This window comes from Bacillus cereus group sp. BfR-BA-01408 (assembly GCF_022663305.1).
GTDB lineage: Bacteria > Bacillota > Bacilli > Bacillales > Bacillaceae_G > Bacillus_A > Bacillus_A pacificus.
The window spans coordinates 1-21,586 of record NZ_JAKUFF010000004.1 but is presented as its reverse complement, the minus strand read 5'-3'; the positions used below and the strand labels follow the sequence as shown (position 1 = coordinate 21,586).

The following is a 21,586-nucleotide window of genomic DNA, read 5'->3' as shown; positions in this document are numbered from 1 at the left end:
AGTAAAATGAGGCTTTTGGGAGGTATAATGGTATGTCAAAAAAAGTACATGAATTTAATGATATGATTCGAAAACTTCGAAAGGAACTTTTCGGAAAAGGGCCAGAACGAATTCATACTGTTTTTGCTGAAAATATGGCGATTGCGACTCTTTACGGAAACTTAACACCTACTGAGAAATTCATTTCAAGTACGATGGACGGTGCGGAAATGGTTCATATGGCTAGAACGAAAATGATTCAAGAAGTGTATGCTGCGAATTCCCGTGAACATTTGGAGGAACTTGTTGGAGCGAAATTAGTGAATTTGTTTTCAGATATGAAAGTAGAAGAAGATATTGCAGTTTCGGTATTTGTTTTTGATAAAAATATAACGTGAGAGAAGGATACTGATCGTGAAACCGATACAGGTAGAAAGAGAAATCTTTCGTTATGAACAAGGGGCGTTTAAGCATATAGAGGACAGCATTGTAACAGAGTTTCCAGTCACGATTAAAATGAACGGACAGGAGTTTGTTACAATGGTTAGTACTCCAGAATATATAGAAGATATGGTAATAGGCTTCCTAGCATCTGAAGGAATTATTCGGAAATATGAAGATATTGATGACATATGGGTACAAGAGAAAGAAGGATTTGTACATGTCACGACGACAAAAGTAAATCCGTATTACGAACAAATGCAAAATAAACGCTATATTACTTCATGCTGTGGCATGAGTAGACAAGGGTTTGTTTTTGCAAATGATGCATTAAGCGCAAAGAAAATGAATGGCGTTCATGTACAGGTTGCTGCAGAAGACTGTTTTCGATTAATGAAAGAAATGCAGCAATCTGCAGAGACATTTCATCATACAGGCGGCGTTCATAATGCATCTTTGTGCAATGTGAATGGTATTATTTTAAGCCGAATGGATATCGGTAGACATAATGCGTTAGATAAAATTTACGGTTATTGCTTAAAAAATAATATTTCTATAAGAGATAAAATCATTGTTTTTAGTGGTCGTATTTCTTCGGAAATACTATTGAAGGTTGCAAAAATTGGTTGTGAAATTATACTGTCAAAATCAGCTCCAACTGAGTTGGCTTTACAGCTAGCTGAAGAATTAGGTATTACTACGATAGGGTTTATTCGGAATGAATCCTTAAATGTATATACGCATCCGGAGCGTGTTTTAAATATAAAATAAGTAAAAGCGAGGCAATAAATATGAAATCTGTCACATTAGACAAACTACAACGTCCGTTAAAGGATTTACGTATTTCAGTTACTGATCGCTGTAATTTTCGCTGTCGATATTGTATGCCAGAAGAAATATTTGGTCCGGATTACTCGTTTTTGTCTAATGATAAAATTTTATCTTTTGATGAAATTGAAAGGATAACGCGTATTTTCGTTTCTTTAGGTGTTAGAAAATTACGGATTACAGGCGGAGAACCGTTACTTCGAAGAGGTCTTCCGCAGCTTATCGAGCGCCTGAATAAAATAAATGGTGTGGAGGATATCGGTTTAACAACTAATGGATCGTTACTTAAAAAGTTTGCTCCTGATTTATATAAGGCGGGTTTATCACGTGTGACAGTTAGTTTAGATTCCTTAGAAGAAGAGCGGTTTTTCTATTTGAATGGTAATAGAAGCAAAGTACAAAGGGTTCTGGAAGGAATACAAGCTGCAGCTGAAGTCGGTATGAAAATTAAAATAAACATGGTCGTTCAAAAGGGGAAAAACGAACAGGATATCTTGCAGATGGCGCAATACTTTAAGGAAAATAAACATATTCTTCGTTTTATTGAGTATATGGACGTTGGAAATTATAACGGTTGGGATTTAAAAGAGGTTGTCTCTAAACAAGAAATAGTAGATACGATTCATCAAGTTATGCCATTAGAACGAATAGAAGCGAATTATACAGGAGAGGTTGCGACTCGCTATCGTTATATTGGAAGTGATGAAGAAATAGGTATTATTTCATCAGTAACAGACTCCTTCTGCTCCTCATGTACGAGAGCTCGTATTTCTGCAGAAGGAAAATTATATACTTGTTTATTCGCTTCTAAAGGAAATGATTTGAAAGAACTGCTTCGATCAGAATACACTGACGAGGAAATAACAGATGTTGTACGCGATATATGGAACAACCGAGAAGATCGTTATTCAGATGAACGCTTAAGTCATACAAGTAAAAAAAGAGCACCTAAAATTGAAATGTCACATATTGGTGGTTGATATATATAAGTGACACTATGATGCAGTATATACAAAATGGAAGATGTGCAACGTTTGTAGATTTTCTATTTTATAGTAAAAGTGATGATTGATCTCTCTGTAAAAGATGTGCAGAGAAATTAAGCAGCATTCAAAAACCTTTATTTTGAGGAGGTTTTTTGAAGCTGCTTTTTTATTTGGAGAAAATGGAGGAATTAGTAATGGCATTTCATAAACCGGAACAAATTGCTGAGCTTGTAATTGAGGCCGGTGTTCAAAAAGTAAGTCAGACCTTGCCAGCAATGCTTATTCTCGGTTTTTTAGGAGGAGCGTTTATTTCGCTAGGTTTTTTACTTAACATTCGCGTTTTAGGTAATTTGCCTGAGCGCTGGGGGAGTTTAGTGAATGTTTTAGGAGGAGCGGTTTTTCCTGTTGGACTCATGCTCGTCGTATTAGCAGGAGGAGAATTAATTACCGGAAATATGATGTCACTATCTATGGCGCTATATGCAAAGAAAATTACATTGGTTAGTGTGCTAAATAACTGGATTTGGATTACTTTCATGAATTTTGTAGGAGCTATTTTCGTAGCGTATTGTTTCGGTCATCTTGGCGGATTAACAGAGGGAGATTATTTAAATAAAACGGTAGCGATAGCAGAAGGAAAGTTACATGAATCATTTGGGAGAACTTTAATTTTAGCAATTGGGTGTAATTGGCTCGTTTGTTTGGCGCTTTGGCTCGCTTATGGGACGAGTGATTTTGTCGGAAAAATAATCGGAATTTGGATTCCAATTATGGCATTTGTAGTGATTGGATTTCAGCAAGTGGTAGCAAATATGTTTGTCATCTCAGCAGTTATTTTTGCAGGTCATCTGACATGGATGGATCTTGCTAAAAATTTTGTTCCTGTCTTTATCGGAAATGTAATTGGCGGAGCTGGTTTTGTTGGATTTGCGTACTTTGCTTGTTATCAAAAACAACATTCTAATATGAAATAGAGTTCGTGAGAGGAAGGGTATGTAATGGCTGAGCGGTATTCACGACAACATTTGTTTAAACCAATTGGGAGTAGAGGGCAAGAAAAAATTCGAAATAAACATGTGTTAATTGTAGGAGTAGGCGCATTAGGAAGTGCAAGTGCCGAAAGTTTCGTACGTGCAGGTATTGGCAAGTTGACGATTATAGATCGTGATTACGTTGAATGGAGTAATTTACAAAGGCAACAATTGTACTCTGAACAAGATGCAAGAGAGAAATTGCCAAAAGCAATCGCTGCTAAAAATCGGCTAGAAAAACTTAATGCGGAAGTACAAATACATGCTTTCGTAATGGATGCATGTGTAGAAAACTTGGAAGGGCTATTAGAAAATGTCGATGTAATCATTGATGCAACAGATAATTTCGATATCCGATTTATAATAAATGACTTATCACAAAAACATAATATCCCGTGGGTATATGGTTCTTGCGTTGGCTCGTACGGTATGAGTTATACAATTATTCCCCAAGAGACACCGTGTTTACATTGTGTGCTGAAGAACGTTCCAGTTACAGGTGTGACGTGTGATACAGCTGGAATTATTAGCCCGACTGTACAAATCGTCGCAGCATATCAAGTGGCGGAAGCACTCAAAATTTTAGTAGAAGATTTTGCAGCTATTAGAAAAACATTTTTCATGTTTGATATATGGAGTAATCAAAACCATTTTATAAAACTAGGGAAAATAAAAACAGACGCTTGTCTCTCATGTGGTTTGAATCGAACTTATCCTTATTTATCATATGAAAACCAAACGAAGATAGCTGCTTTATGCGGAAGAAATACAGTTCAAATTAGACCAGTAGACAATAGAAAATACAATTTTGATGATATAGAAAAAGTATTAAAAAAAGTGGGGGAAGTAGATCGGAATCCGTATTTACTATCTTGCCAATTAGATGAGTACCGCATCGTTGTTTTTCGGGATGGTCGTGTTTTTATTCATGGCACAAATGATATTTCGAAAGCGAAACAACTATATTATCGCGTATTTGGCTAATAGAAAGGGTTGTCAACAATGGAAAGAAGAGTACCAATCACAGTTGAAGAGGCTGTTCGTAAAGTGATGGGATTTGCTCATAACGGCTTAAAGGAGCTACTACCTATTGAATTAGCTTATGGACGTATATTAGCAGAGGATTTAGTAGCTGACCATGATGTGCCGTCATTTAATCGTTCACCGTATGACGGGTTTGCTATTAGAGCAAAAGATACGGATTTAGCAAGTTATGAAACTCCAAGTGTATTTGAAGTAGTGGGTGAAATCGGTGCAGGATCGCTATTCGATGAGAAAGTAGGTCCATTTCAAGCAGTTCGAATTATGACAGGAGCGCAAATTCCGAATGGGTGTGATGCGGTTGTTATGTTAGAGCTAACTCGTCAATATGAGGAGGATGGCAACAAATATATGGAAGTGAAGCGATCATTCAAAACGGGCGACAATATTTCTTTTCAAGGTGAAGATGCTCGTAGAGGCACGGTTCTTGCAAAGAAAGGGTCATACATTCATCCAGGTATTTCAGCTCTTCTTGCTACGTTTGGGTATAGCGAGGTACCGGTGGCTAGAAAGCCTGTAATTGGACTATTAGCGACTGGAAGTGAATTACTGGACGTAAACGATTCATTACAGCCAGGGAAAATCCGAAACAGTAATACGTATATGATATTGTCTCAAATTCGAAGAGCGGGCGGAAGAGTAAAATATTTTGGGAAGTTTAGCGATGATTTTCATACATGTTTCAAAGCTGTAAAAGAAGCGCTTGGCCAAGTAGATATGCTCATTACAACAGGCGGTGTATCAGTAGGGGATTACGATTATTTACCAGCTATATATGAAGAGTTAGGTGCATCTGTTCTTTTCAATAAAGTTGCAATGAGGCCAGGAAGTGTTACGACTGTAGCACAATTAAATGGCAAGTTATTATTTGGTTTATCAGGAAATCCATCTGCTTGTTACGTAGGGTTTGAATTATTTGTAAGACCTTGTATTCGGACGTATATGTTTAGTGAAAAAGCACATGTAAAGAGAGAAAAAGCGTTATTAGGAGAAGACTTTCTAAAGCCAAATCCATTTACAAGATTTGTACGAGCGAAACTGACATATAACGAAGGTCAGTTAATTGCTTGTCCTTCAGGATTTGATAAATCTAGCTCGGTCTCTTCATTAGCAGAATCGAATATTTTTATCGTATTACCAGGTGGGACAAGAGGATATAAAAAAGATATGTTTGTGGATGTTCTTTTATTGGAAGATAACGAAGGTAGTGAATGGCCTTGGACATTTCGCAAAGTGAGAGGTGGTTCCAATGGGACAAGTGCTATTTGAGATTGTTGATATACCGATTGTAGTTGAAGAAGTAACGAATAAAGTTGCAAGAAGAGAGGCAGGTGCGATTACAACTTTTATTGGTACAGTGAGAGAATTAACAAAAGGAAAACGAACGCTACATTTAGAGTATGAAGCATATAAACCGATGGCAGTAAAGCAACTTATGAGAATTGGTGAAGAAATTAGTGAAAGATGGCCGGATGCAAAAGTAGCAATTACTCACCGAGTAGGCCGGCTAGAAATAATGGATATTGCGGTAGTCATTGCAGTTTCATCACCGCATCGCAAAGTAGCTTATGAAGCGAATGAATACGCAATTGAACGTATAAAGCGAATCGTCCCAATATGGAAAAAAGAATTTTGGGAAGATGGGACGATGTGGATTGGCGATCAACTTGAAAATACACCATATCCAGCAGGAAAACCGAAGAAGGAAGAATGAGAAAATGATTACAATTTTACTGTTTGCAAATTTGCGTGAGGAAGTCGGATTAGATCGATTCGTAATTTCAGAAAAAGAAGAAATGACAGTGCAGCAATTAAAAGAATGGCTCAAAGCAAACTATAGTTTACAATCGCTTGATAGAGTGATGGTGGCTGTTAATGAAGAGTTTGTAACGAATGAAGAGATGATACAAGCTGGAGATATCGTCGCATTTATCCCGCCTGTTAGTGGTGGATAATAAGTGTTTCTTGCAACGACAAGAAGATGTTGTATATAAAGTGAAACTTTAATCAGTGGGGGGGTTCTTCATCCCCCACTGATTAGTAGTTAAAGTCGGATAAATTAGAATACGAGAAGGGATGAGTTTTATGATTACTCAAGAACAAATAATGAATGCGTTAAAACATGTAGAGGATCCAGAATTACACAAAAGTATTGTAGAGTTAAACATGGTTAGAAATATACAAATGAATGGAACAGAGGTTAAACTTGAAGTAGTGCTAACGATTCAAGGTTGTCCGTTAAAAGCAAAAATTCAACAAGATATTGAAGAATCACTTCACGCAATTGGTGCCTCTAAAGTAGATTTGACATTCGGTTCTATGACAAGTGAAGAACGTGCAGCTTTAACAGAGAAGTTAAAGAAAAATAGTAGAACAGAAACTGGTATGCCGAGCATGCTTCGTCCTGATTCAGGAGTACGTTTTATTACTGTAACGAGCGGAAAAGGTGGAGTCGGAAAATCAACTGTAACAATTAATCTTGCAACAGCTTTAGCTCGTATGGGCAAAAAAGTGGGGATATTAGATGCAGATATATATGGTTTTAGCATTCCAGCTATGATGGAAACGAATCAAAAACCAACGATGATTGATCAAACAGTAATTCCAGTTATTAGTCACGGTGTTAAAATCATGTCGATGGGATTTTTTACAGAAGGAAATAATCCGGTTATGTGGCGCGGACCGATGTTAAATAAATGGATTCAAAATTTCCTTGCGAATACGCACTGGGGAGAATTAGATTATTTACTTCTTGATTTACCACCTGGTACAGGAGATGTTGCTATTGATGTTGCAGCAATGATTCCGCAGGCGAAAGAAATTATTGTTACAACACCACATAATGTAGCTTCATTCGTAGCATCTAGAGTAGGCGTAATGGCAAAACATACGAAACACGAGATTTTAGGGATTGTGGAAAACATGGCTTATTATGAAGAACAAGATGGATCGAAAAATTATCTGTTTGGAAAAGGCGGCGGCGAAATGTTAGCAGAACAATTGCAAACAGAAGTAATCGCACAAGTACCTTTTGCAAAACGTGAAGAAAATAGCGGTTCATCTGTATATGATGAAGATTCTCTTGTTGGAGAAGTGTTTACATCGTTAGCAGAAGATATTATTTATAAAGGATAGAGGAGGAATTTTTTATGGCGTGTAATATCGATCATTCTATTGAAGATGTAATGAATAAACTTGAAAGTCAAAAGATTTTTTTATCTGAAGATATTTTTAAAGGGTTAAAAAAATTTTTGCAAGGTAATCACTCACAAGAAATGTTAAATGATGTATTTCACCTTTTAAAAAAGTATGACTTAGTAAGTGAAGAAGAAAGAGAGGCGAGAAATACTCAATTATTGCTGATTATAAAATAAATACACTTTGGCTTTTGTTTTGCAACAGGAGGGGTAAATGTAATGGATATGAAAAAGATGATTGAAATGATAGAAGCAACAAAAGTGACTAAAGAAGAATTATCGATTTCTACTTTACATCAAGAGCTTGTGAAGTTATATAGTGAAAAAAATGTTGCTCATTATACGGAGCTATTAAAGTATATTTTATCATTATCCGTGCAGCTAAACCTACATCTTGTATTGAAATATTTTGGCGTGCGACCGATTATTGCTGTAGACGAGCGTATGCAATTTCAAGAGATATTTAAATGTTTAGCTAAGAAAGATGATAATGAGGAATGGTTTCTAAATTTCGTTTCTTTATATGTGGGGCTAATCGTAGTTCTTCATTTTGATGAAAAAGAGATTGAGAGAAGTTTTTTCGATGCTATGGTAGTGGGTGAAGGGAATGAAATATAAGATCTTGCCCATAACATCTTTCTGTTTAATTGGCTATGTAAATATGAAGGTAACTAATCAATAAAAAGCGTTCTTCAGTTGTTTCCATCATTTTTTCATGTTACCATTAAGCGAATTTTTCATAGGGAGAGAAAGCGATGAAATGGATTTATTTTATTATTATTAACGTTATAGCTTTTAGCCTTATGGGGCTTGATAAACGAAAAGCGAAGAAGAAACAGTGGAGAACGCCAGAAAGTACGTTGTTTTTATCAGCAGCAGCTGGGGGAGCAGTTGGAGCTTGGATTGGTATGTATATGTTTCATCATAAAACTCATAAAAAGAAATTTGTTTTCGGCATACCGTTACTTGTTGTAATAACGGTATGTTTATTATTCGTTGTATGAGAAATGTCGAAAGAAATGCAGATTGATTATTGGTAAAGTGAGCACGTGGGAACGTATAATGGAGAAAAAATGAGAAGAGGAGAAAAAGGAAGATGGGGAATCAATCAGCAGAGCAAAAAAAAGGGATTATATATGCGGCTGGTGCGTATACGATGTGGGGAATACTACCAATCTATTGGAAATGGGTTGAGGAAGTCCCAGCAGATGAAATATTAGCACACCGCATCGTTTGGGCGTTCGTGTTTATGTTAATCGTATTAGGTGTTACGAAGAGATTTCGTCAGTTTATTGGAGAGTTCATGAATCTTTTTAAACGACCTAAATTATTAATGTCATTAACAATAGCTTCAGTCTTGATTAGCGGAAACTGGTTTGTCTACATATGGGCCGTTAATCATAATCATGTCATTGAAGCAAGTCTTGGCTATTATATTAATCCGCTTATTAGTATTTTACTTGGTACAGTCGTTTTAAAGGAAAAGTTAAACTTTTGGCAATACGTTGCAGTTGGTTTAGCTGGAGTAGGAGTTATTATTTTAACAGTACGTTTCGGGGCTATTCCATGGGTTTCTTTATCACTTGCCCTTTCATTTGGATTATATGGATTAACAAAAAAATTGTTAAACTATGATGCGACAATTGGACTTACGATGGAAACGATGTTAGTGACACCGTTTGCGATTATTTATCTAGTAATGACAGGAGTACATGGTTTCGGCTCATTTGGCTCTATCTCAATGTTATCGACATTACTATTAATAGGAGCGGGCATTGTTACAGCATTGCCACTTTTTTATTTTGCAAAAGGAGCCCAACTTATTCCACTTTATATGGTAGGTTTTTTACAATATATTGCGCCAACAATTAGTTTGATTTTAGGTGTATTCGTATTTGGTGAACATTTCACATCTACTCATATGATTGCATTTTTCTGTATATGGGTTGCATTAGTTGTATTCTCGGTAGCGAAAACAAAGTTCTTAGTGCAGAAACAACCGAAATTTATAAAAAATAAATCAGCAAAAGTATCGTAATGCGTAGTATTTTCTACGCATTTTTCTTTATACTGATACTATAGGATTTCCATTATAGCTAGTAGGGAGCTGAGAACGTGGAAACAATTTTACATAACGATCCGCTTATGGCCGCTGTAATTTCATGGTTTTTAGCACAATTAACGAAAGTAGTCTTTAAATTATTCAAAACGGGTGAATTTGATTTTGCAAAGTTTTTCGCTTCAGGTGGGATGCCAAGTTCTCATGCTTCAACTGTTACAGCACTGGCGACAGGTGTTGGCGTTGTGGAAGGTGTGGAAAGTACTTTATTTGCAATTGCTGCTATTTTTGCCATTATAGTTATGTATGACGCTTCAGGAGTAAGGCTGGCAGTAAGTAAACAGGCGAAAATATTGAATGAGTTTTTTCACGGTAGACAAACAGAATATAAGAAGTTAAATGAGCTTGTCGGGCATACGCCGTATGAAGTAGTAGTTGGTGCTTTATTAGGGATTATTGTCGGAGTAGGATATTGTTTATGAGCAGAGCATCTTATATGTTCTGCTTTTCTTTGTATTCATACATATTCAGCTGCTTTCTTGAATATCGTTATACGGATTTCGAAAGGGTGGGTGAGTAACTTGTTATTATATGAAAAAGCGCATGAAGAAATAGCGAGAAGAGCAACTGCACTTCAAACGATGCAACGGCAAGATGGTACGTGGCGATTTTGTTTTGAAGGAGCTCCATTAACAGATTGCCATATGATTTTTTTATTAAAATTATTAGGTAGAGATAAAGAGATAGAACCGTTTGTAAAAAGGTTAGCATCACTTCAAACAAATGAAGGAACGTGGAAATTGTATGAAGATGAAGTGGGAGGTAATTTATCAGCTACCATTCAATCTTATGCGGCCTTGCTAGCATCGAAAAAATATACAAAAGAAGATGCGAATATGAAGCGAGCGGAAAGTTTTATTAAGGAACGCGGAGGCGTGGCGCGTGCTCATTTTATGACGAAGTTTTTATTAGCAATTCATGGAGAATATGAATATCCTTCACTCTTTCATTTACCAACACCAATCATGTTTCTACAGAATGATTCCCCCCTCAGTATATTTGAATTGAGTAGCTCAGCACGTATCCATTTAATTCCGATGATGGTGTGTTTAAATAAAAGATTTCGAGTAGGGAAAAAGTTATTGCCAAATTTAAATCACATTGCGGGCGGGGGCGGAGAATGGTTTCGGGAGGATCGGTCTCCGTTGTTTCAAACGTTATTAAGTGATGTAAAACAAATTATCTCGTATCCACTCTCGTTACATCATAAAGGATATGAGGAAGTCGAACGTTTCATGAAAGAGCGTATTGATGAAAATGGAACGTTATATAGTTACGCAACTGCCTCGTTTTATATGATTTATGCTTTACTTGCGTTAGGGCATTCTCTTCAATCATCACTGATTCAAAAGGCTATAGCTGGGATAACATCTTATATATGGAAGATGGAAAGAGGGAGTCACTTGCAAAACTCTCCTTCGACCGTATGGGATACAGCTTTACTCAGCTATGCGTTACAAGAGGCCCACGTTCCGAAAGATCACAAGATGATTCAACAGACAATAACATATTTATTGAAAAAACAGCATACAAAAAAAGCTGATTGGAGCGTACATGCTCTCGCACTTACTCCAGGTGGTTGGGGTTTTTCGGATGTAAATACGACAATTCCAGATGTCGATGATACAACAGCTGTGCTAAGAGCGTTGGCAAGGAGTAGAGGAAACGAAAATATAGATAATGCTTGGAAGAAAGGGGTCAATTGGATTAAAGGATTACAAAATAATGATGGTGGCTGGGGAGCGTTTGAAAAAGGTGTGACGAGCAAATTATTAGCGAATTTACCAATCGAAAATGCAAGTGATATGATTACGGATCCTTCCACACCAGATATTACAGGAAGAGTGTTAGAGCTTTTCGGGACATATACGCAAAATGAATTACCTAAGAAACAAAAACAAAGTGCGATAAATTGGTTAATGAATGTACAAGAGAGAAATGGATCCTGGTATGGGAAATGGGGGATTTGTTATATATATGGTACGTGGGCTGTTATGACTGGTTTACGGTCACTCGGAATTCCATCTAACAATCCATCATTGAAACGAGCAGCTTTATGGCTTGAACATATACAGCATGAAGATGGTGGATGGGGAGAATCATGCCAAAGTAGTGTGGAGAAAAGATTCGTTACTTTACCATTTAGTACACCATCTCAAACAGCATGGGCGTTAGATGCTCTCATTTCTTACTATGATAAAGAAACACCAACTATTCGAAAAGGCGTTTCATATTTGCTTGCGAATCCTTATGTGAATGAAAAATATCCTACTGGAACAGGTTTACCTGGTGGGTTTTATATTCGTTATCATAGCTATGCCCAAATTTATCCGCTACTTACTTTGGCACATTATACAAAAAAATATCAAAAATAAACCGAGAGATGTTTCTCGGTTTATTTTGTTGGGTAGTAGGTCCCTGTTGAAAAGAATAAGGTTGTGCTTTCCTTATTTTTCTGTTGACTGGCGTTTTTGACGTGCATCAGCGGCATTTGCACGTGCGTTCGCTTCTAAGTCATCGTGATCAGCGAGTTCACGAGAGAACTCAACATCAATGCCATCAGTAGCTTTGTTTTGTTTGAAATTTTTTTTGTTCATTCGACACAATCTCCTTACACTTTATCCCGCTTTAATGGGCAGTAAGACCCCCACCTCAAAATTCAGCGAAAGTAAAGAAGTTAGGTAGGGGATCAACTGCCCATAAAAGTCCGATTGGTGAGGGCTAATAATCAGTGGGGGATGGAGAAAACCCCCACTGATTAAAGTTTCACTTTATGCGGCGTTGCAAAGTTAGTTTGACACAAATAGACTTTTTTATACAAAGAGGAATTGGAAAGTAAAAAGCCGAAATATACAGTATAAGTAATAGAAATGGGGGATAGGAATGGAGTTTTTAAATGGGAAAACAGCTGTTGTAACAGGAGCTGCACAGGGAATTGGAAAAGAGATTGCACGGGTGTATGCAAAGCTAGGGGCGAAAGTATTAATTAGCGACGTAAATGAAGAGAAGCTACAAAAAACGACACGTGAGTTATCGGACGAAGGATATGAAGTGTGCTCATATCGATGTGATGTGAGTAATCAAAATGAAGCGAAGTCGTTAATTGAATATGCGGTTCAAAAATTTGGTACATTACATATTTTGGTGAACAATGCTGGAATTACAAGAGATGCAATGTTACATAAAATGGAGAAGTCTGCTTGGGAACAAGTATTACAAGTGAACTTAACTGGTGTTTTTTATTGTATGCAACCAGCTCTCCTTTACATGAGACAACAAGGGTATGGACGTATTATTAATATATCTTCAATTAGTAGAGAAGGAAACATAGGTCAAGCAAACTATGCAGCTACGAAGGCAGGCGTTGTAGGTTTAACGAAAACGGCAGCGAAAGAAGTTGGGAATTTTGGTATTACGTGTAATGCGATTTGTCCAGGATTTATGGATACAGATATGACAAAAACGATACCAGATAAAGTGAAAGAAAAGATGGTCGGCGCGATTCCAGTTGGTAGAATTGGAACGCCAGAAGATATTGCGAACGCAGCAGCCTTTTTAGCATCAGAATACGCATCCTATATTACAGGAGAAGTATTGAATGTGAGCGGAGGACTGCAAGTTTAAAGACATACATAATAAAAGAACCTGACCGGATAGGTCAGGTTCTTTCTCATTAATTTAAGTTAAGCCAAACGCTCTTCACTTCTGTATAGTTATTTAATGCGTAAGATCCCATTTCACGACCAAGACCGGATTGTTTAAATCCTCCAAATGGAGATGCTGCATCAAAGACGTTATAACAGTTTACCCATACTGTACCAGCACGTACTTTACTTGCAACGTAGTGTGCTGTTTTAACATTTTCTGTCCACACACCAGCCGCTAAGCCAAATTGTGATTTATTTGCACGTTCAATTACTTCATCAATATCGTTAAACGGTATTGCAGAAATAACCGGACCGAAAATTTCTTCTTTTGCAATCGTCATTTCATCATTTACGTCAGCGAATACTGTAGGAGAAACGAAGTAGCCTCGATCGAATGGATTACTTCCTCCACAAAGTACTTCAGCGCCTTCTTCAATCCCTTTTTCGATGTAGCCCATTACACGTTTTTGTTGTTCTTCGGAAACGAGAGGGCCGATTGTAGTTTCTGGACTTAAGCCAGCACCTTGATTTAATTTTTTAGAGTAAAGGACAAGGTCAGCCATGACATTATCATACATTTTCTTCGGAACAAATAAACGTGATCCAGCAGAGCATACTTGTCCTTGGTTAAACATAACACCAGAAAGTGCACCAGGAATCGCGCGAGATAAATCAGCATCTGGCAAGATGATATTTGGTGATTTACCGCCTAACTCAAGTGTAACGCGCTTTAATGTTTCAGATGCTTGGCGCATAATTTGCTTACCGACTGGAGTAGAACCAGTAAATGCAATTTTATCAACGAGTGGATGATTAACAAGAGCTTGTCCAGCTGATTCACCGAATCCAGGAACGATATTAATAACACCTTTCGGGAATCCAGCTTCTTCAATTAATTCAGCTAAGTATAAGGCAGATAGTGGAGTTTGTTCTGCAGGTTTTAAAACGATTGTACATCCTGTAGCAAGCGCTGCTCCCATTTTCCACATTGCCATAAGAAGCGGGAAGTTCCAAGGGATAATTTGACCAACGACACCAACAGCTTCATGGCGTGTATAGTTAAAGTAATCACCGGAAACAGGGATTGTTTGACCAACGATTTTCGTCGCCCAGCCGGCATAATAGCGCATATGTTCAATTGCGAGTGGTATGTCTGCTGCCATTGTTTCACGGATTGGCTTTCCGTTATCTAGCGTTTCAAGCTGTGCAAGCTCTTCTTTATGTTCTTCCATTAAATCAGCTAACTTGTACATAAGCCGGCTTCGCTCAGCAGTGCTCATGCGAGACCAAGGACCTTCGTCAAAAGCCATGCGAGCTGCAACGACAGCTTTATGAATATCTTCGCGACCAGCTTCAGAAACGACGGCAAGTGTTTCGCCAGTTGCTGGGTTAGGTGTGTTAAATGTTTTACCGGAAGCGCTTTCAATAAAGGATCCATTCACATATAACTTTTTTGTACCTTGAAGAAACTTTTCTACCTTTTCATGAAGATTTACAGCTAGTTGACTCATTGTATAACCCCCTTGAAAATATAATGTAAACGCAGTACGAGACGGCGTTTATTCCGAAATCAAGGATGTGGAAACTAGATGGAAAGCCTCTAATTAAAATCATAATTAACAAATACTGAAAATTCAAATTTCATTTGTGTTACAATTGTAAAAAATATGTAATGTAAGAAAGTCTTCTATATGATTATAAAAAATCCTGCTTGTTTTTGCTTTCTAGTAGGAAAAACTAGAAGAACAATGGTACAATAATACATCGTGAGAGGAGGGAGAAAAATGAAGAATTATCATGATGATCCACGCTTTCGAATCGCCCATAGAGAAGCGTTAATTGGTCTTGGACTTGCTATTATCAATTTTATAATATGGTACGGATTTGCTTATGGGCTTGGTAGTAAAAATCCAAGTGAATATACATATGTATTTGGTTTTCCAGCATGGTTTTTTTATAGCTGTATCGTTGGTTTTATCGTTATGGTTATTTTACTTAGTTTAGTTGTTCGTTTTGTATTTCAAGATATTTCACTCGATGAGGAAGAAAAAAGTGAGGAATAATAGATGAATTGGTATGTAATCATTCCAATGATAATTTCGTTTATCGTTGTATTTTTAATTGGTGTATATGCTTCAAGACGTGTACAAGCGACTGCCCATAATAAGTTTTTGCAAGAATATTTTTTAGGTGGGCGTGAGCTCGGTGGTTTATTATTAGCAATGACAATGATTGCTACGTACGGTAGTGCTAGTAGCTTTATTGGTGGCCCTGGTATAGCATACAATATGGGGCTTGGATGGGTATTGTTATCTGCGATTCAAGTTGTAACAGGGTATATCGTTTTAACAGTTATCGGTAAAAAGTTTGCCATTATTGCTAGGAAGATGGAAGCTATTACTCTTATCGATTATTTAAAGGGAAGATACAATAATAAAGCAGTTGTCATACTTTCTGCGTTATGTATTATTATCTTTTTATTTTCAGCAACAGTAGCTCAGTGGGTCGGCGGTGGCCGATTAATTGAGTCGCTAACGGGTCTTTCTTATACAACAGCACTATTTTTATTTACTTTTTCTGTACTTGTGTACGTATTAATTGGTGGATTTCGTGCAGTTGCTTTATCAGATACGTTATTAGGTATCATTATGTTAGTTGGGACGACAATCATTTTAATCGCTACTGTCGTTGCCGGTGGTGGAATTGAAAAGATTATGCAGGAACTTGTTCAAATCAATCCGAATTTAATTACACCATTCGGAGCGGATGGAAGCTTAACGAAATCATATGTGACATCATTTTGGATTTTAATTGGAATTGGCGTTGTTGGTTTACCGCAAATTAGTGTGCGTGCCATGTCTTATAAAAATTCAAAAGCGATGCATCAAGCGTTAATAATTGGGACGATTGTTGTGGGTACCATTATGATTGGTATGCATTTAACGGGTGTGTTCGCACGAGTCGTACTTCCAGGTATAACAGTACCAGATAAAGTAATGCCGCTACTCGCGATGGAAGTGTTGCCACCGTGGCTAGCTGGGGTTTTCTTAGCTGCACCAATGGCAGCCATTATGTCTACAGTAAACTCGTTATTGCTACTTGTAAGTTCATCAATCATTAAAGATATATACGTGAATTACATAAATAAAGATGCGACAGATAGTACGATTAGAAAAGGAAGTTTATGGATTACTGCTATCGTAGGGCTGCTCGTTTATGCAGCAGCAATTAAACCACCAGATTTTTTAATATGGTTAAATTTATTTTCTTTCGGTGGATTAGAAGCAGCATTCATTTGGCCGATCGTATTAGGGTTATATTGGAGAAAAGGAAATGCAACAGGAGCGCTTGCGTCTATTGTAGTTGGAGTAGGGTCATATATGTGTATCCATCTTTTCTACCCAAATCCGTTCGGTATACATACGGTTGTCTTCCCGATTTGCTTAGCGTTTATCGCTTACATCATTGGAAGTATGAGTGCTGTGAAAAAAACAGCATAGGTTATATGAAAAACGTAGTCCTTATAGGACTGCGTTTTTTCGTATGAATTTGTTCTTTTTTATTCTGTATATCAATGACTATTCATAAATTAATAACAATTGAGGGGGATGGAGTTGAGGTCGATGAAAAAAGTATTATTTTTAGGAGACCCGGGAATTGATGACTCTTTAGCAATTATGTATGGATTGTTGCATCCTGATATTGATATTGTCGGCGTAGTAACGGGATATGGAAATGTAACGCAAGAAAAGGCGACGAGTAATGCAGCATATTTATTACAGTTAGCAGGAAGGGAAGATATACCGGTTATTAATGGTGCGAAGATTCCTTTATCAGGAGATATTACAACATACTATCCGGAAATTCACGGGGCAGAAGGTTTAGGACCAATTCGTCCTCCGAAAAATCTTTCTCCAAATATAAAGCCTTTTTGTGTGTTTTTTGATATTCTTGAAAAATATAAAGGAGAATTAATTATAGTTGATGCTGGCAGGTCAACGACACTTGCGACAGCGTTTATTTTAGAAAAGCCGATGATGAAGTTTGTGAAAGAATATTATATAATGGGCGGTGCTTTTTTAATGCCTGGAAATGTGACACCAGTCGCAGAGGCAAATTTTCATGGTGATCCCATTGCGTCACAATTAGTTATGCAAAATGCTAAGAATGTGACATTAGTGCCACTTAACGTTACATCTGAAGCTATTATTACGCCGGAAATGGTAAAATATATTACAAAACACTCTAAAACGAGTTTCAATAAGTTGATCGAGCCGATATTTACGTATTATTATAAAGCATATAAAAAGTTAAACCCGAAAATAACAGGTAGTCCAGTACATGACGTCGTTACAATGATGGTTGCGGCAAATCCGTCCCTTTTGGATTATGTATATCGCCGAGTCGATGTAGATACAGTTGGAATTGCAAAAGGAGAGAGTATTGCTGATTTCCGGCCTCAACCTGACTCAAAAGCATTAAAGAATTGGGTGCGAATTGGTTGGTCGTTACATTATAAAAAATTCCTCGAAGATTTCGTTAAAATTATGACGTAGACATAATGGGAGAATACAAGTTAAAATAATGGAGATGATTACTAAAATAATCATCTCCATTATTTTGTTTGTAAGAGATAGATAGAGAAGAGTTACACAATAGGAGAGGAATTTTATTTGAAAAAAACTATAGTATGCGCAGTGATTGTGGGTATTTTCGTTTTGCTAATATCGGGTAACTTTTTAGTGAAAAAAGTGTGGAGTTCAAATAATGATGATGCACAGTATATTGCATCCTTTATTGAAGAACATAAAGATGAAAAAAATAGTGCGCTTCTAGTAAAGAGAAATGATAAAGTTGTTTATTCTGTCAATCCTAACGTTGTGTTGCCAGTTGCTAGTACAATGAAATTAATTGTGGCGCTTGAATATACGAAACAAGTTACGGAAGGGAAAATTGATTCGTCTAGTTTTGTTTCCATTAATGACGTGAATCGTTATTATGTACCGAATACAGATGGTGGTGCACAAGATAGATGGCAAAGATATTTGGAGAAGACAGGCAAGATAACTGAAGGAGCGGTTTCTTTAGAAGAAGTGGCAAAAGGAATGGTTAAGTTTAGTTCGAATGCGAATGCTGAATATTTAATGGAAGTGTTAGGATTAGATAATATTAATCGGAATTTACAAAGTTTATCGCTTCCAGCACATCAGCCGCTATTTCCAATCGTTTCATCTTTATACATTCCAGGATATTTGCATAAAGAATTACATGTTCCGAAATATAAAATAGAGAAAAAGTTAAAAGAAATGTCTCAAGAGCAATATCGTGAATATGCAATGATTATTCATGAACGCTTAAAAAAGAAGGGGCCATTATTACAGAAGGAAATTCCTCTTTATTTAGAGGAACGTTACGATAAAATTTGGTCAGATCGATTGCCAGCTGCTTCTGCAAACGATTATATGGTACTGCTTCAAAAGGCAAATCATAAAGGTGGCCTAACAGAAGCTGAAGAAAAAGTATGGGCGAATATCGTTGAAACAGATATGAGCGCTAAGAAATATCGTAAAACATTTAGACATGCAGGCCAAAAAAATGGTTATACGCCATGGACAGTTACAAAGGCAGTTTATGCAATGGATAAACGCGGGAACTGTACAGAAATAGTGTTCTTAGCAAATAATTTAAATGAGGACGACAGTGCAGAAATACGGAAACATTTAGCAAACTTACATTTCCAAGTGTTGCAAAGTGATAAGTATGATGCGACTTTTATTAAGTAAACTCGGTGCAGAGGCGCCGAGTTTATTTTTATATACAAGCACTTTTTTGCTATCTCTGGGTATGATGGGTAGTAATACTTAGGTGAAAGGGGAAAAGGTGATGAAACAAAATAAAGAAGAGTTTATAAAGAGTGAAGGCGCTGATTTCCCTGGGAAAACATATGTGGATTGTGTATTACAACATGTATTTAATTTTCAACGAAATTACTTATTGAAAGATATGTTTCAAGTGCATAAAGCGCATATTACAATGCTGATGGAAGAAAATTTAATGAAAAAGGAAGAAGGTAAAGTTATATTACACGCATTAAAAAAGGTAGAGGGAATGCCAGAAGAGCAATTGCTCTATACAGAGCAGCATGAAGATCTCTTTTTTTTAGTGGAACATTTAATTTCTCAAGAAGCAAAAAGCGATTTTGTAAGTAATATGCATATTGGTAGAAGTAGAAATGATATGGGTGTAACGATGTATCGCATGAGTTTAAGACGGTATGTATTACGATTAATGGAACATCATTTGTTATTGCAGGAAAGTATGCTGCAACTTGCTTCTGATCATAAGGAAACGATTATGCCAGCTTATACACATACACAACCAGCACAGCCAACGACATTTGGTCATTATACGTTAGCGATTTATGATACGATGCAGAGAGATTTAGAACGCATGAAAAAAACGTACAAACTTTTAAATCAGTCGCCAATGGGAGCCGCTGCGCTTTCTACAACAAGTTTCCAAATTAAACGAGAGCGAGTTGCCGATTTACTTGGGTTTACAAATGTAATTGAGAACTCATATGATGCTGTTGCTGGAGCGGATTATTTATTAGAAGTTAGCTCTTTACTTATGGTAATGATGACGAATACGAGCAGATGGATCCATGACTTCTTACTATTAGCGACGAAAGAATATGATGGTATTACTGTGGCGAAGCCATATGTGCAAATTAGTAGTATTATGCCGCAAAAGCGAAATCCAGTTTCTATTGAACACGCCCGTGCAATTACGAGTAGTGCTTTAGGAGAAGCATTTACAGTATTTCAAATGATTCATAATACACCATTTGGTGATATTGTGGATACAGAGGATGACTTGCAGCCGTATTTATATAAAGGGATTGGAAAGACTATTCGTGTTTTTTCTATTATGAATGCAGTTATTCGAACGATGAAAGTAGAGGAAGAAACGTTGAAAAATCGTTCCTATAAACATGCAATTACGATAACTGATTTCGCAGATGCTTTAACAAAAAACTATGACATTCCATTTCGGCATGCGCATCATGCAGCGAGTGCTATTGCAAATATGTTATTGGAGCAGAAAAAGGAGCTTCATGAATTACATTTGAAAGATGTGAATATGTACTTACAAGAAAAATTTAATATAACTTTATTAGAAAAAGAGTGGAAAGAAATTATATCGCCAGAAGCTTTTATACAAAAAAGAAATGTATACGGTGGGCCAAGTAAAAAAGAAATGGAGCGCATGATTAACAATCGAAAAGAGTCATTTCGACAAGAAGAAGAGGTATTTGAAAAGGAAAAACAGAGAATTTTACAAGCTGAAAATAATTTGAATACGTTAGCTTCGAATATTATTGAATCGTAAAAGAGGAATTTAGTGAATTAATCGCCAATACCTTAATAAAACTATAAATAGAGAGAAGAGATTGTCGATGATTCAATTGCATGTATATGAAGAGATTGTTAATTTTAAAGAAGAGGTTACACCATTTCTAGAAAAGAATGAGCAGGAAAATAATCTCATATTAGGCGTATTACAAATGGTCCACCAACCGATATTTATGGGGATAGCGAAACAAGGAGAAGAAATTGCGGTTGTATTTCTTCAAACAGAAGAGAAGAAACAAATCATTGTTGCAACTTCTGAAATTTCGGGAGTAGCTATCAAGGAGCTTGCAAAAGAGTTAACGAAAATATATCCGGATATTCCTGGGTTAATTGGTGATAAGAAAGTTGTACAGCACTTAGCAGAAGAGATTGCGGTGTTAGAAAATAAGAAAACGAATGTGGTAATGGAGCAAGGGGTATATGAGTTGAAAGAAGTGAAGAAGAAACCGAGCGAGGATGGGTTTTTTCGAGAAGTAAGTAGTGATGAACTAACATTAATAGAAGAGTGGATATATCAATTTTGTGAAGATGTGAATCTTCCTACTACGAAAGAAGAAGCAAAACAAACGGCACATACATTAATTACTAATCATCGTTTATTTGGTCTAGAAGTAGACGGGAAACTTGTTTCTGTAGCAGCAAAAACACGTCCAACTAAAAATAATATAACAGTTAATTTCGTATATACACCTAAAGAAGCAAGGAAAAAGGGATACGCATCTAATTGTGTAGCGGCACTTAGTCAACGTATGTTAGATGAAGGGTACAAGACGACTACGTTATATACTGATCTAGCGAATCCGACATCGAATAAAATTTATCAAGAAATCGGTTATGAGCAAATTGCGGAGTCTGTACTCATATTTTTAGAGAAGTAGAACAAAAAGGCGTGCTAAAATAGC

At 36.8% G+C, this 21,586-nt stretch carries 24 protein-coding genes; 22 read left to right on the top strand and 2 right to left on the bottom strand.

The features are described 5' to 3' along the window. Window positions 1-32 precede the first annotated feature (32 nt). The 15 genes from MR083_RS03720 (at window position 33) to MR083_RS03650 (ending at window position 11,997) form a co-directional block, all read left to right on the top strand. On the top strand, window positions 33-377 hold the full coding sequence (locus MR083_RS03720; protein WP_000039582.1) for a Na-translocating system protein MpsC family protein: 345 nt from the start codon (window positions 33-35) through the stop codon (window positions 375-377). A 16-nt stretch (window positions 378-393) separates the two neighbouring features. Then, a complete protein-coding gene (gene fdhD / locus MR083_RS03715; RefSeq protein WP_000802679.1) occupies window positions 394-1,191 on the top strand; it encodes a formate dehydrogenase accessory sulfurtransferase FdhD in 798 nt (265 codons plus the stop codon). Window positions 1,192-1,211: 20 nt separating this feature from the next. Next, window positions 1,212-2,228, top strand: coding sequence for a GTP 3',8-cyclase MoaA (moaA, locus tag MR083_RS03710; RefSeq protein ID WP_242268577.1), 1,017 nt, complete (start codon window positions 1,212-1,214; stop codon window positions 2,226-2,228). Window positions 2,229-2,428: 200 nt separating this feature from the next. Then, entirely contained in the window at window positions 2,429-3,208 is a 780-nt protein-coding gene (locus MR083_RS03705) for a formate channel (RefSeq protein WP_000864003.1), read from the top strand. Between the two features lie 24 nt (window positions 3,209-3,232). Beyond that, on the top strand, window positions 3,233-4,249 hold the full coding sequence (locus MR083_RS03700) for a molybdopterin-synthase adenylyltransferase MoeB (protein ID WP_000840941.1): 1,017 nt from the start codon (window positions 3,233-3,235) through the stop codon (window positions 4,247-4,249). Window positions 4,250-4,267: 18 nt separating this feature from the next. Then, window positions 4,268-5,575, top strand: coding sequence for a molybdopterin molybdotransferase MoeA (moeA, locus tag MR083_RS03695; protein WP_000442211.1), 1,308 nt, complete (start codon window positions 4,268-4,270; stop codon window positions 5,573-5,575). Further along, the gene (gene moaE, locus MR083_RS03690) at window positions 5,556-6,020 is read left to right on the top strand and encodes a molybdopterin synthase catalytic subunit MoaE (RefSeq protein WP_000531876.1); all 465 of its coding nucleotides are present in this window, start codon (window positions 5,556-5,558) and stop codon (window positions 6,018-6,020) included. Before moeA ends, moaE begins: the two co-directional genes overlap by 20 nt. 4 nt (window positions 6,021-6,024) lie before the next feature. After that, window positions 6,025-6,261 (top strand): molybdopterin converting factor subunit 1, encoded by a 237-nt coding sequence (gene moaD / locus MR083_RS03685; RefSeq protein WP_000628475.1) that lies wholly within the window; start codon window positions 6,025-6,027, stop codon window positions 6,259-6,261. Window positions 6,262-6,391: 130 nt separating this feature from the next. After that, window positions 6,392-7,441, top strand: a complete 1,050-nt coding sequence (locus MR083_RS03680) for a P-loop NTPase (RefSeq protein WP_000632625.1) — start codon at window positions 6,392-6,394, stop codon at window positions 7,439-7,441. A gap of 14 nt (window positions 7,442-7,455) precedes the next feature. Beyond that, window positions 7,456-7,680, top strand: a complete 225-nt coding sequence (locus MR083_RS03675) for a hypothetical protein (protein ID WP_000752372.1) — start codon at window positions 7,456-7,458, stop codon at window positions 7,678-7,680. Window positions 7,681-7,722: 42 nt separating this feature from the next. Next, window positions 7,723-8,121, top strand: coding sequence for a hypothetical protein (locus MR083_RS03670; RefSeq protein WP_000367286.1), 399 nt, complete (start codon window positions 7,723-7,725; stop codon window positions 8,119-8,121). Window positions 8,122-8,258: 137 nt separating this feature from the next. Beyond that, window positions 8,259-8,507 carry a DUF1294 domain-containing protein gene (locus MR083_RS03665; RefSeq protein ID WP_000871327.1) on the top strand — a complete coding sequence of 83 codons (249 nt, stop codon included), beginning with the start codon at window positions 8,259-8,261 and terminating at the stop codon, window positions 8,505-8,507. A gap of 92 nt (window positions 8,508-8,599) precedes the next feature. Further along, window positions 8,600-9,541 (top strand): EamA family transporter RarD, encoded by a 942-nt coding sequence (rarD, locus tag MR083_RS03660; RefSeq protein ID WP_000528116.1) that lies wholly within the window; start codon window positions 8,600-8,602, stop codon window positions 9,539-9,541. A 77-nt stretch (window positions 9,542-9,618) separates the two neighbouring features. Beyond that, window positions 9,619-10,044 (top strand): divergent PAP2 family protein, encoded by a 426-nt coding sequence (locus MR083_RS03655; RefSeq protein WP_000447815.1) that lies wholly within the window; start codon window positions 9,619-9,621, stop codon window positions 10,042-10,044. Between the two features lie 99 nt (window positions 10,045-10,143). Beyond that, window positions 10,144-11,997, top strand: a complete 1,854-nt coding sequence (locus MR083_RS03650) for a terpene cyclase/mutase family protein (protein WP_242268576.1) — start codon at window positions 10,144-10,146, stop codon at window positions 11,995-11,997. A 72-nt stretch (window positions 11,998-12,069) separates the two neighbouring features. Here MR083_RS03650 and MR083_RS03645 read toward each other — a convergent pair whose 3' ends face one another. Then, window positions 12,070-12,219 (bottom strand): YfhD family protein, encoded by a 150-nt coding sequence (locus tag MR083_RS03645; protein WP_001035807.1) that lies wholly within the window; start codon window positions 12,217-12,219, stop codon window positions 12,070-12,072. Window positions 12,220-12,505: 286 nt separating this feature from the next. Here MR083_RS03645 and fabG point away from each other — a divergent pair, with 286 nt between their 5' ends. After that, complete coding sequence (fabG, locus tag MR083_RS03640) at window positions 12,506-13,246, top strand: 3-oxoacyl-ACP reductase FabG (protein ID WP_000395028.1); 741 nt, start codon at window positions 12,506-12,508, stop codon at window positions 13,244-13,246. Window positions 13,247-13,295: 49 nt separating this feature from the next. Here fabG and dhaS read toward each other — a convergent pair whose 3' ends face one another. Further along, complete coding sequence (gene dhaS / locus MR083_RS03635; RefSeq protein WP_000080292.1) at window positions 13,296-14,780, bottom strand: aldehyde dehydrogenase DhaS; 1,485 nt, start codon at window positions 14,778-14,780, stop codon at window positions 13,296-13,298. A 273-nt stretch (window positions 14,781-15,053) separates the two neighbouring features. On the opposite strand from dhaS, the gene MR083_RS03630 reads away from it, so the two are divergent. The 6 genes from MR083_RS03630 (at window position 15,054) to MR083_RS03605 (ending at window position 21,562) form a co-directional block, all read left to right on the top strand. Then, entirely contained in the window at window positions 15,054-15,332 is a 279-nt protein-coding gene (locus MR083_RS03630; RefSeq protein ID WP_000800722.1) for a YhdT family protein, read from the top strand. A 3-nt stretch (window positions 15,333-15,335) separates the two neighbouring features. Continuing rightward, window positions 15,336-16,769 (top strand): sodium/pantothenate symporter, encoded by a 1,434-nt coding sequence (gene panF / locus MR083_RS03625; protein ID WP_001104831.1) that lies wholly within the window; start codon window positions 15,336-15,338, stop codon window positions 16,767-16,769. A 114-nt stretch (window positions 16,770-16,883) separates the two neighbouring features. Next, window positions 16,884-17,825 (top strand): nucleoside hydrolase, encoded by a 942-nt coding sequence (locus MR083_RS03620; RefSeq protein ID WP_306470986.1) that lies wholly within the window; start codon window positions 16,884-16,886, stop codon window positions 17,823-17,825. Between the two features lie 117 nt (window positions 17,826-17,942). After that, window positions 17,943-19,052: a serine hydrolase gene (locus MR083_RS03615; protein ID WP_000751370.1), complete on the top strand. Its 1,110-nt coding sequence runs from the start codon at window positions 17,943-17,945 to the stop codon at window positions 19,050-19,052. Between the two features lie 100 nt (window positions 19,053-19,152). Beyond that, the gene (gene argH / locus MR083_RS03610) at window positions 19,153-20,661 is read left to right on the top strand and encodes an argininosuccinate lyase (RefSeq protein ID WP_046647784.1); all 1,509 of its coding nucleotides are present in this window, start codon (window positions 19,153-19,155) and stop codon (window positions 20,659-20,661) included. A gap of 67 nt (window positions 20,662-20,728) precedes the next feature. Continuing rightward, entirely contained in the window at window positions 20,729-21,562 is an 834-nt protein-coding gene (locus MR083_RS03605) for a GNAT family N-acetyltransferase (RefSeq protein WP_000615396.1), read from the top strand. Window positions 21,563-21,586: the final 24 nt, after the last annotated feature.

Bases quoted from the DNA above. Each gene is read 5' to 3' on its own strand.
- MR083_RS03720 (WP_000039582.1), top strand. From the start codon at position 33: ATGTCAAAAAAAGTACATGAATTTAATGATATGATTCGAAAACTTCGA.
- moaA (WP_242268577.1), top strand. From the start codon at position 1,212: ATGAAATCTGTCACATTAGACAAACTACAACGTCCGTTAAAGGATTTA.
- MR083_RS03705 (WP_000864003.1), top strand. From the start codon at position 2,429: ATGGCATTTCATAAACCGGAACAAATTGCTGAGCTTGTAATTGAGGCC.
- MR083_RS03700 (WP_000840941.1), top strand. From the start codon at position 3,233: ATGGCTGAGCGGTATTCACGACAACATTTGTTTAAACCAATTGGGAGT.
- moeA (WP_000442211.1), top strand. From the start codon at position 4,268: ATGGAAAGAAGAGTACCAATCACAGTTGAAGAGGCTGTTCGTAAAGTG.
- moaE (WP_000531876.1), top strand. From the start codon at position 5,556: ATGGGACAAGTGCTATTTGAGATTGTTGATATACCGATTGTAGTTGAA.
- moaD (WP_000628475.1), top strand. From the start codon at position 6,025: ATGATTACAATTTTACTGTTTGCAAATTTGCGTGAGGAAGTCGGATTA.
- MR083_RS03680 (WP_000632625.1), top strand. From the start codon at position 6,392: ATGATTACTCAAGAACAAATAATGAATGCGTTAAAACATGTAGAGGAT.
- MR083_RS03675 (WP_000752372.1), top strand. From the start codon at position 7,456: ATGGCGTGTAATATCGATCATTCTATTGAAGATGTAATGAATAAACTT.
- MR083_RS03670 (WP_000367286.1), top strand. From the start codon at position 7,723: ATGGATATGAAAAAGATGATTGAAATGATAGAAGCAACAAAAGTGACT.
- MR083_RS03665 (WP_000871327.1), top strand. From the start codon at position 8,259: ATGAAATGGATTTATTTTATTATTATTAACGTTATAGCTTTTAGCCTT.
- rarD (WP_000528116.1), top strand. From the start codon at position 8,600: ATGGGGAATCAATCAGCAGAGCAAAAAAAAGGGATTATATATGCGGCT.
- MR083_RS03645 (WP_001035807.1), bottom strand. From the start codon at position 12,219: ATGAACAAAAAAAATTTCAAACAAAACAAAGCTACTGATGGCATTGAT.
- fabG (WP_000395028.1), top strand. From the start codon at position 12,506: ATGGAGTTTTTAAATGGGAAAACAGCTGTTGTAACAGGAGCTGCACAG.
- dhaS (WP_000080292.1), bottom strand. From the start codon at position 14,780: ATGAGTCAACTAGCTGTAAATCTTCATGAAAAGGTAGAAAAGTTTCTT.
- MR083_RS03630 (WP_000800722.1), top strand. From the start codon at position 15,054: ATGAAGAATTATCATGATGATCCACGCTTTCGAATCGCCCATAGAGAA.
- panF (WP_001104831.1), top strand. From the start codon at position 15,336: ATGAATTGGTATGTAATCATTCCAATGATAATTTCGTTTATCGTTGTA.
- argH (WP_046647784.1), top strand. From the start codon at position 19,153: ATGAAACAAAATAAAGAAGAGTTTATAAAGAGTGAAGGCGCTGATTTC.
- MR083_RS03605 (WP_000615396.1), top strand. From the start codon at position 20,729: ATGATTCAATTGCATGTATATGAAGAGATTGTTAATTTTAAAGAAGAG.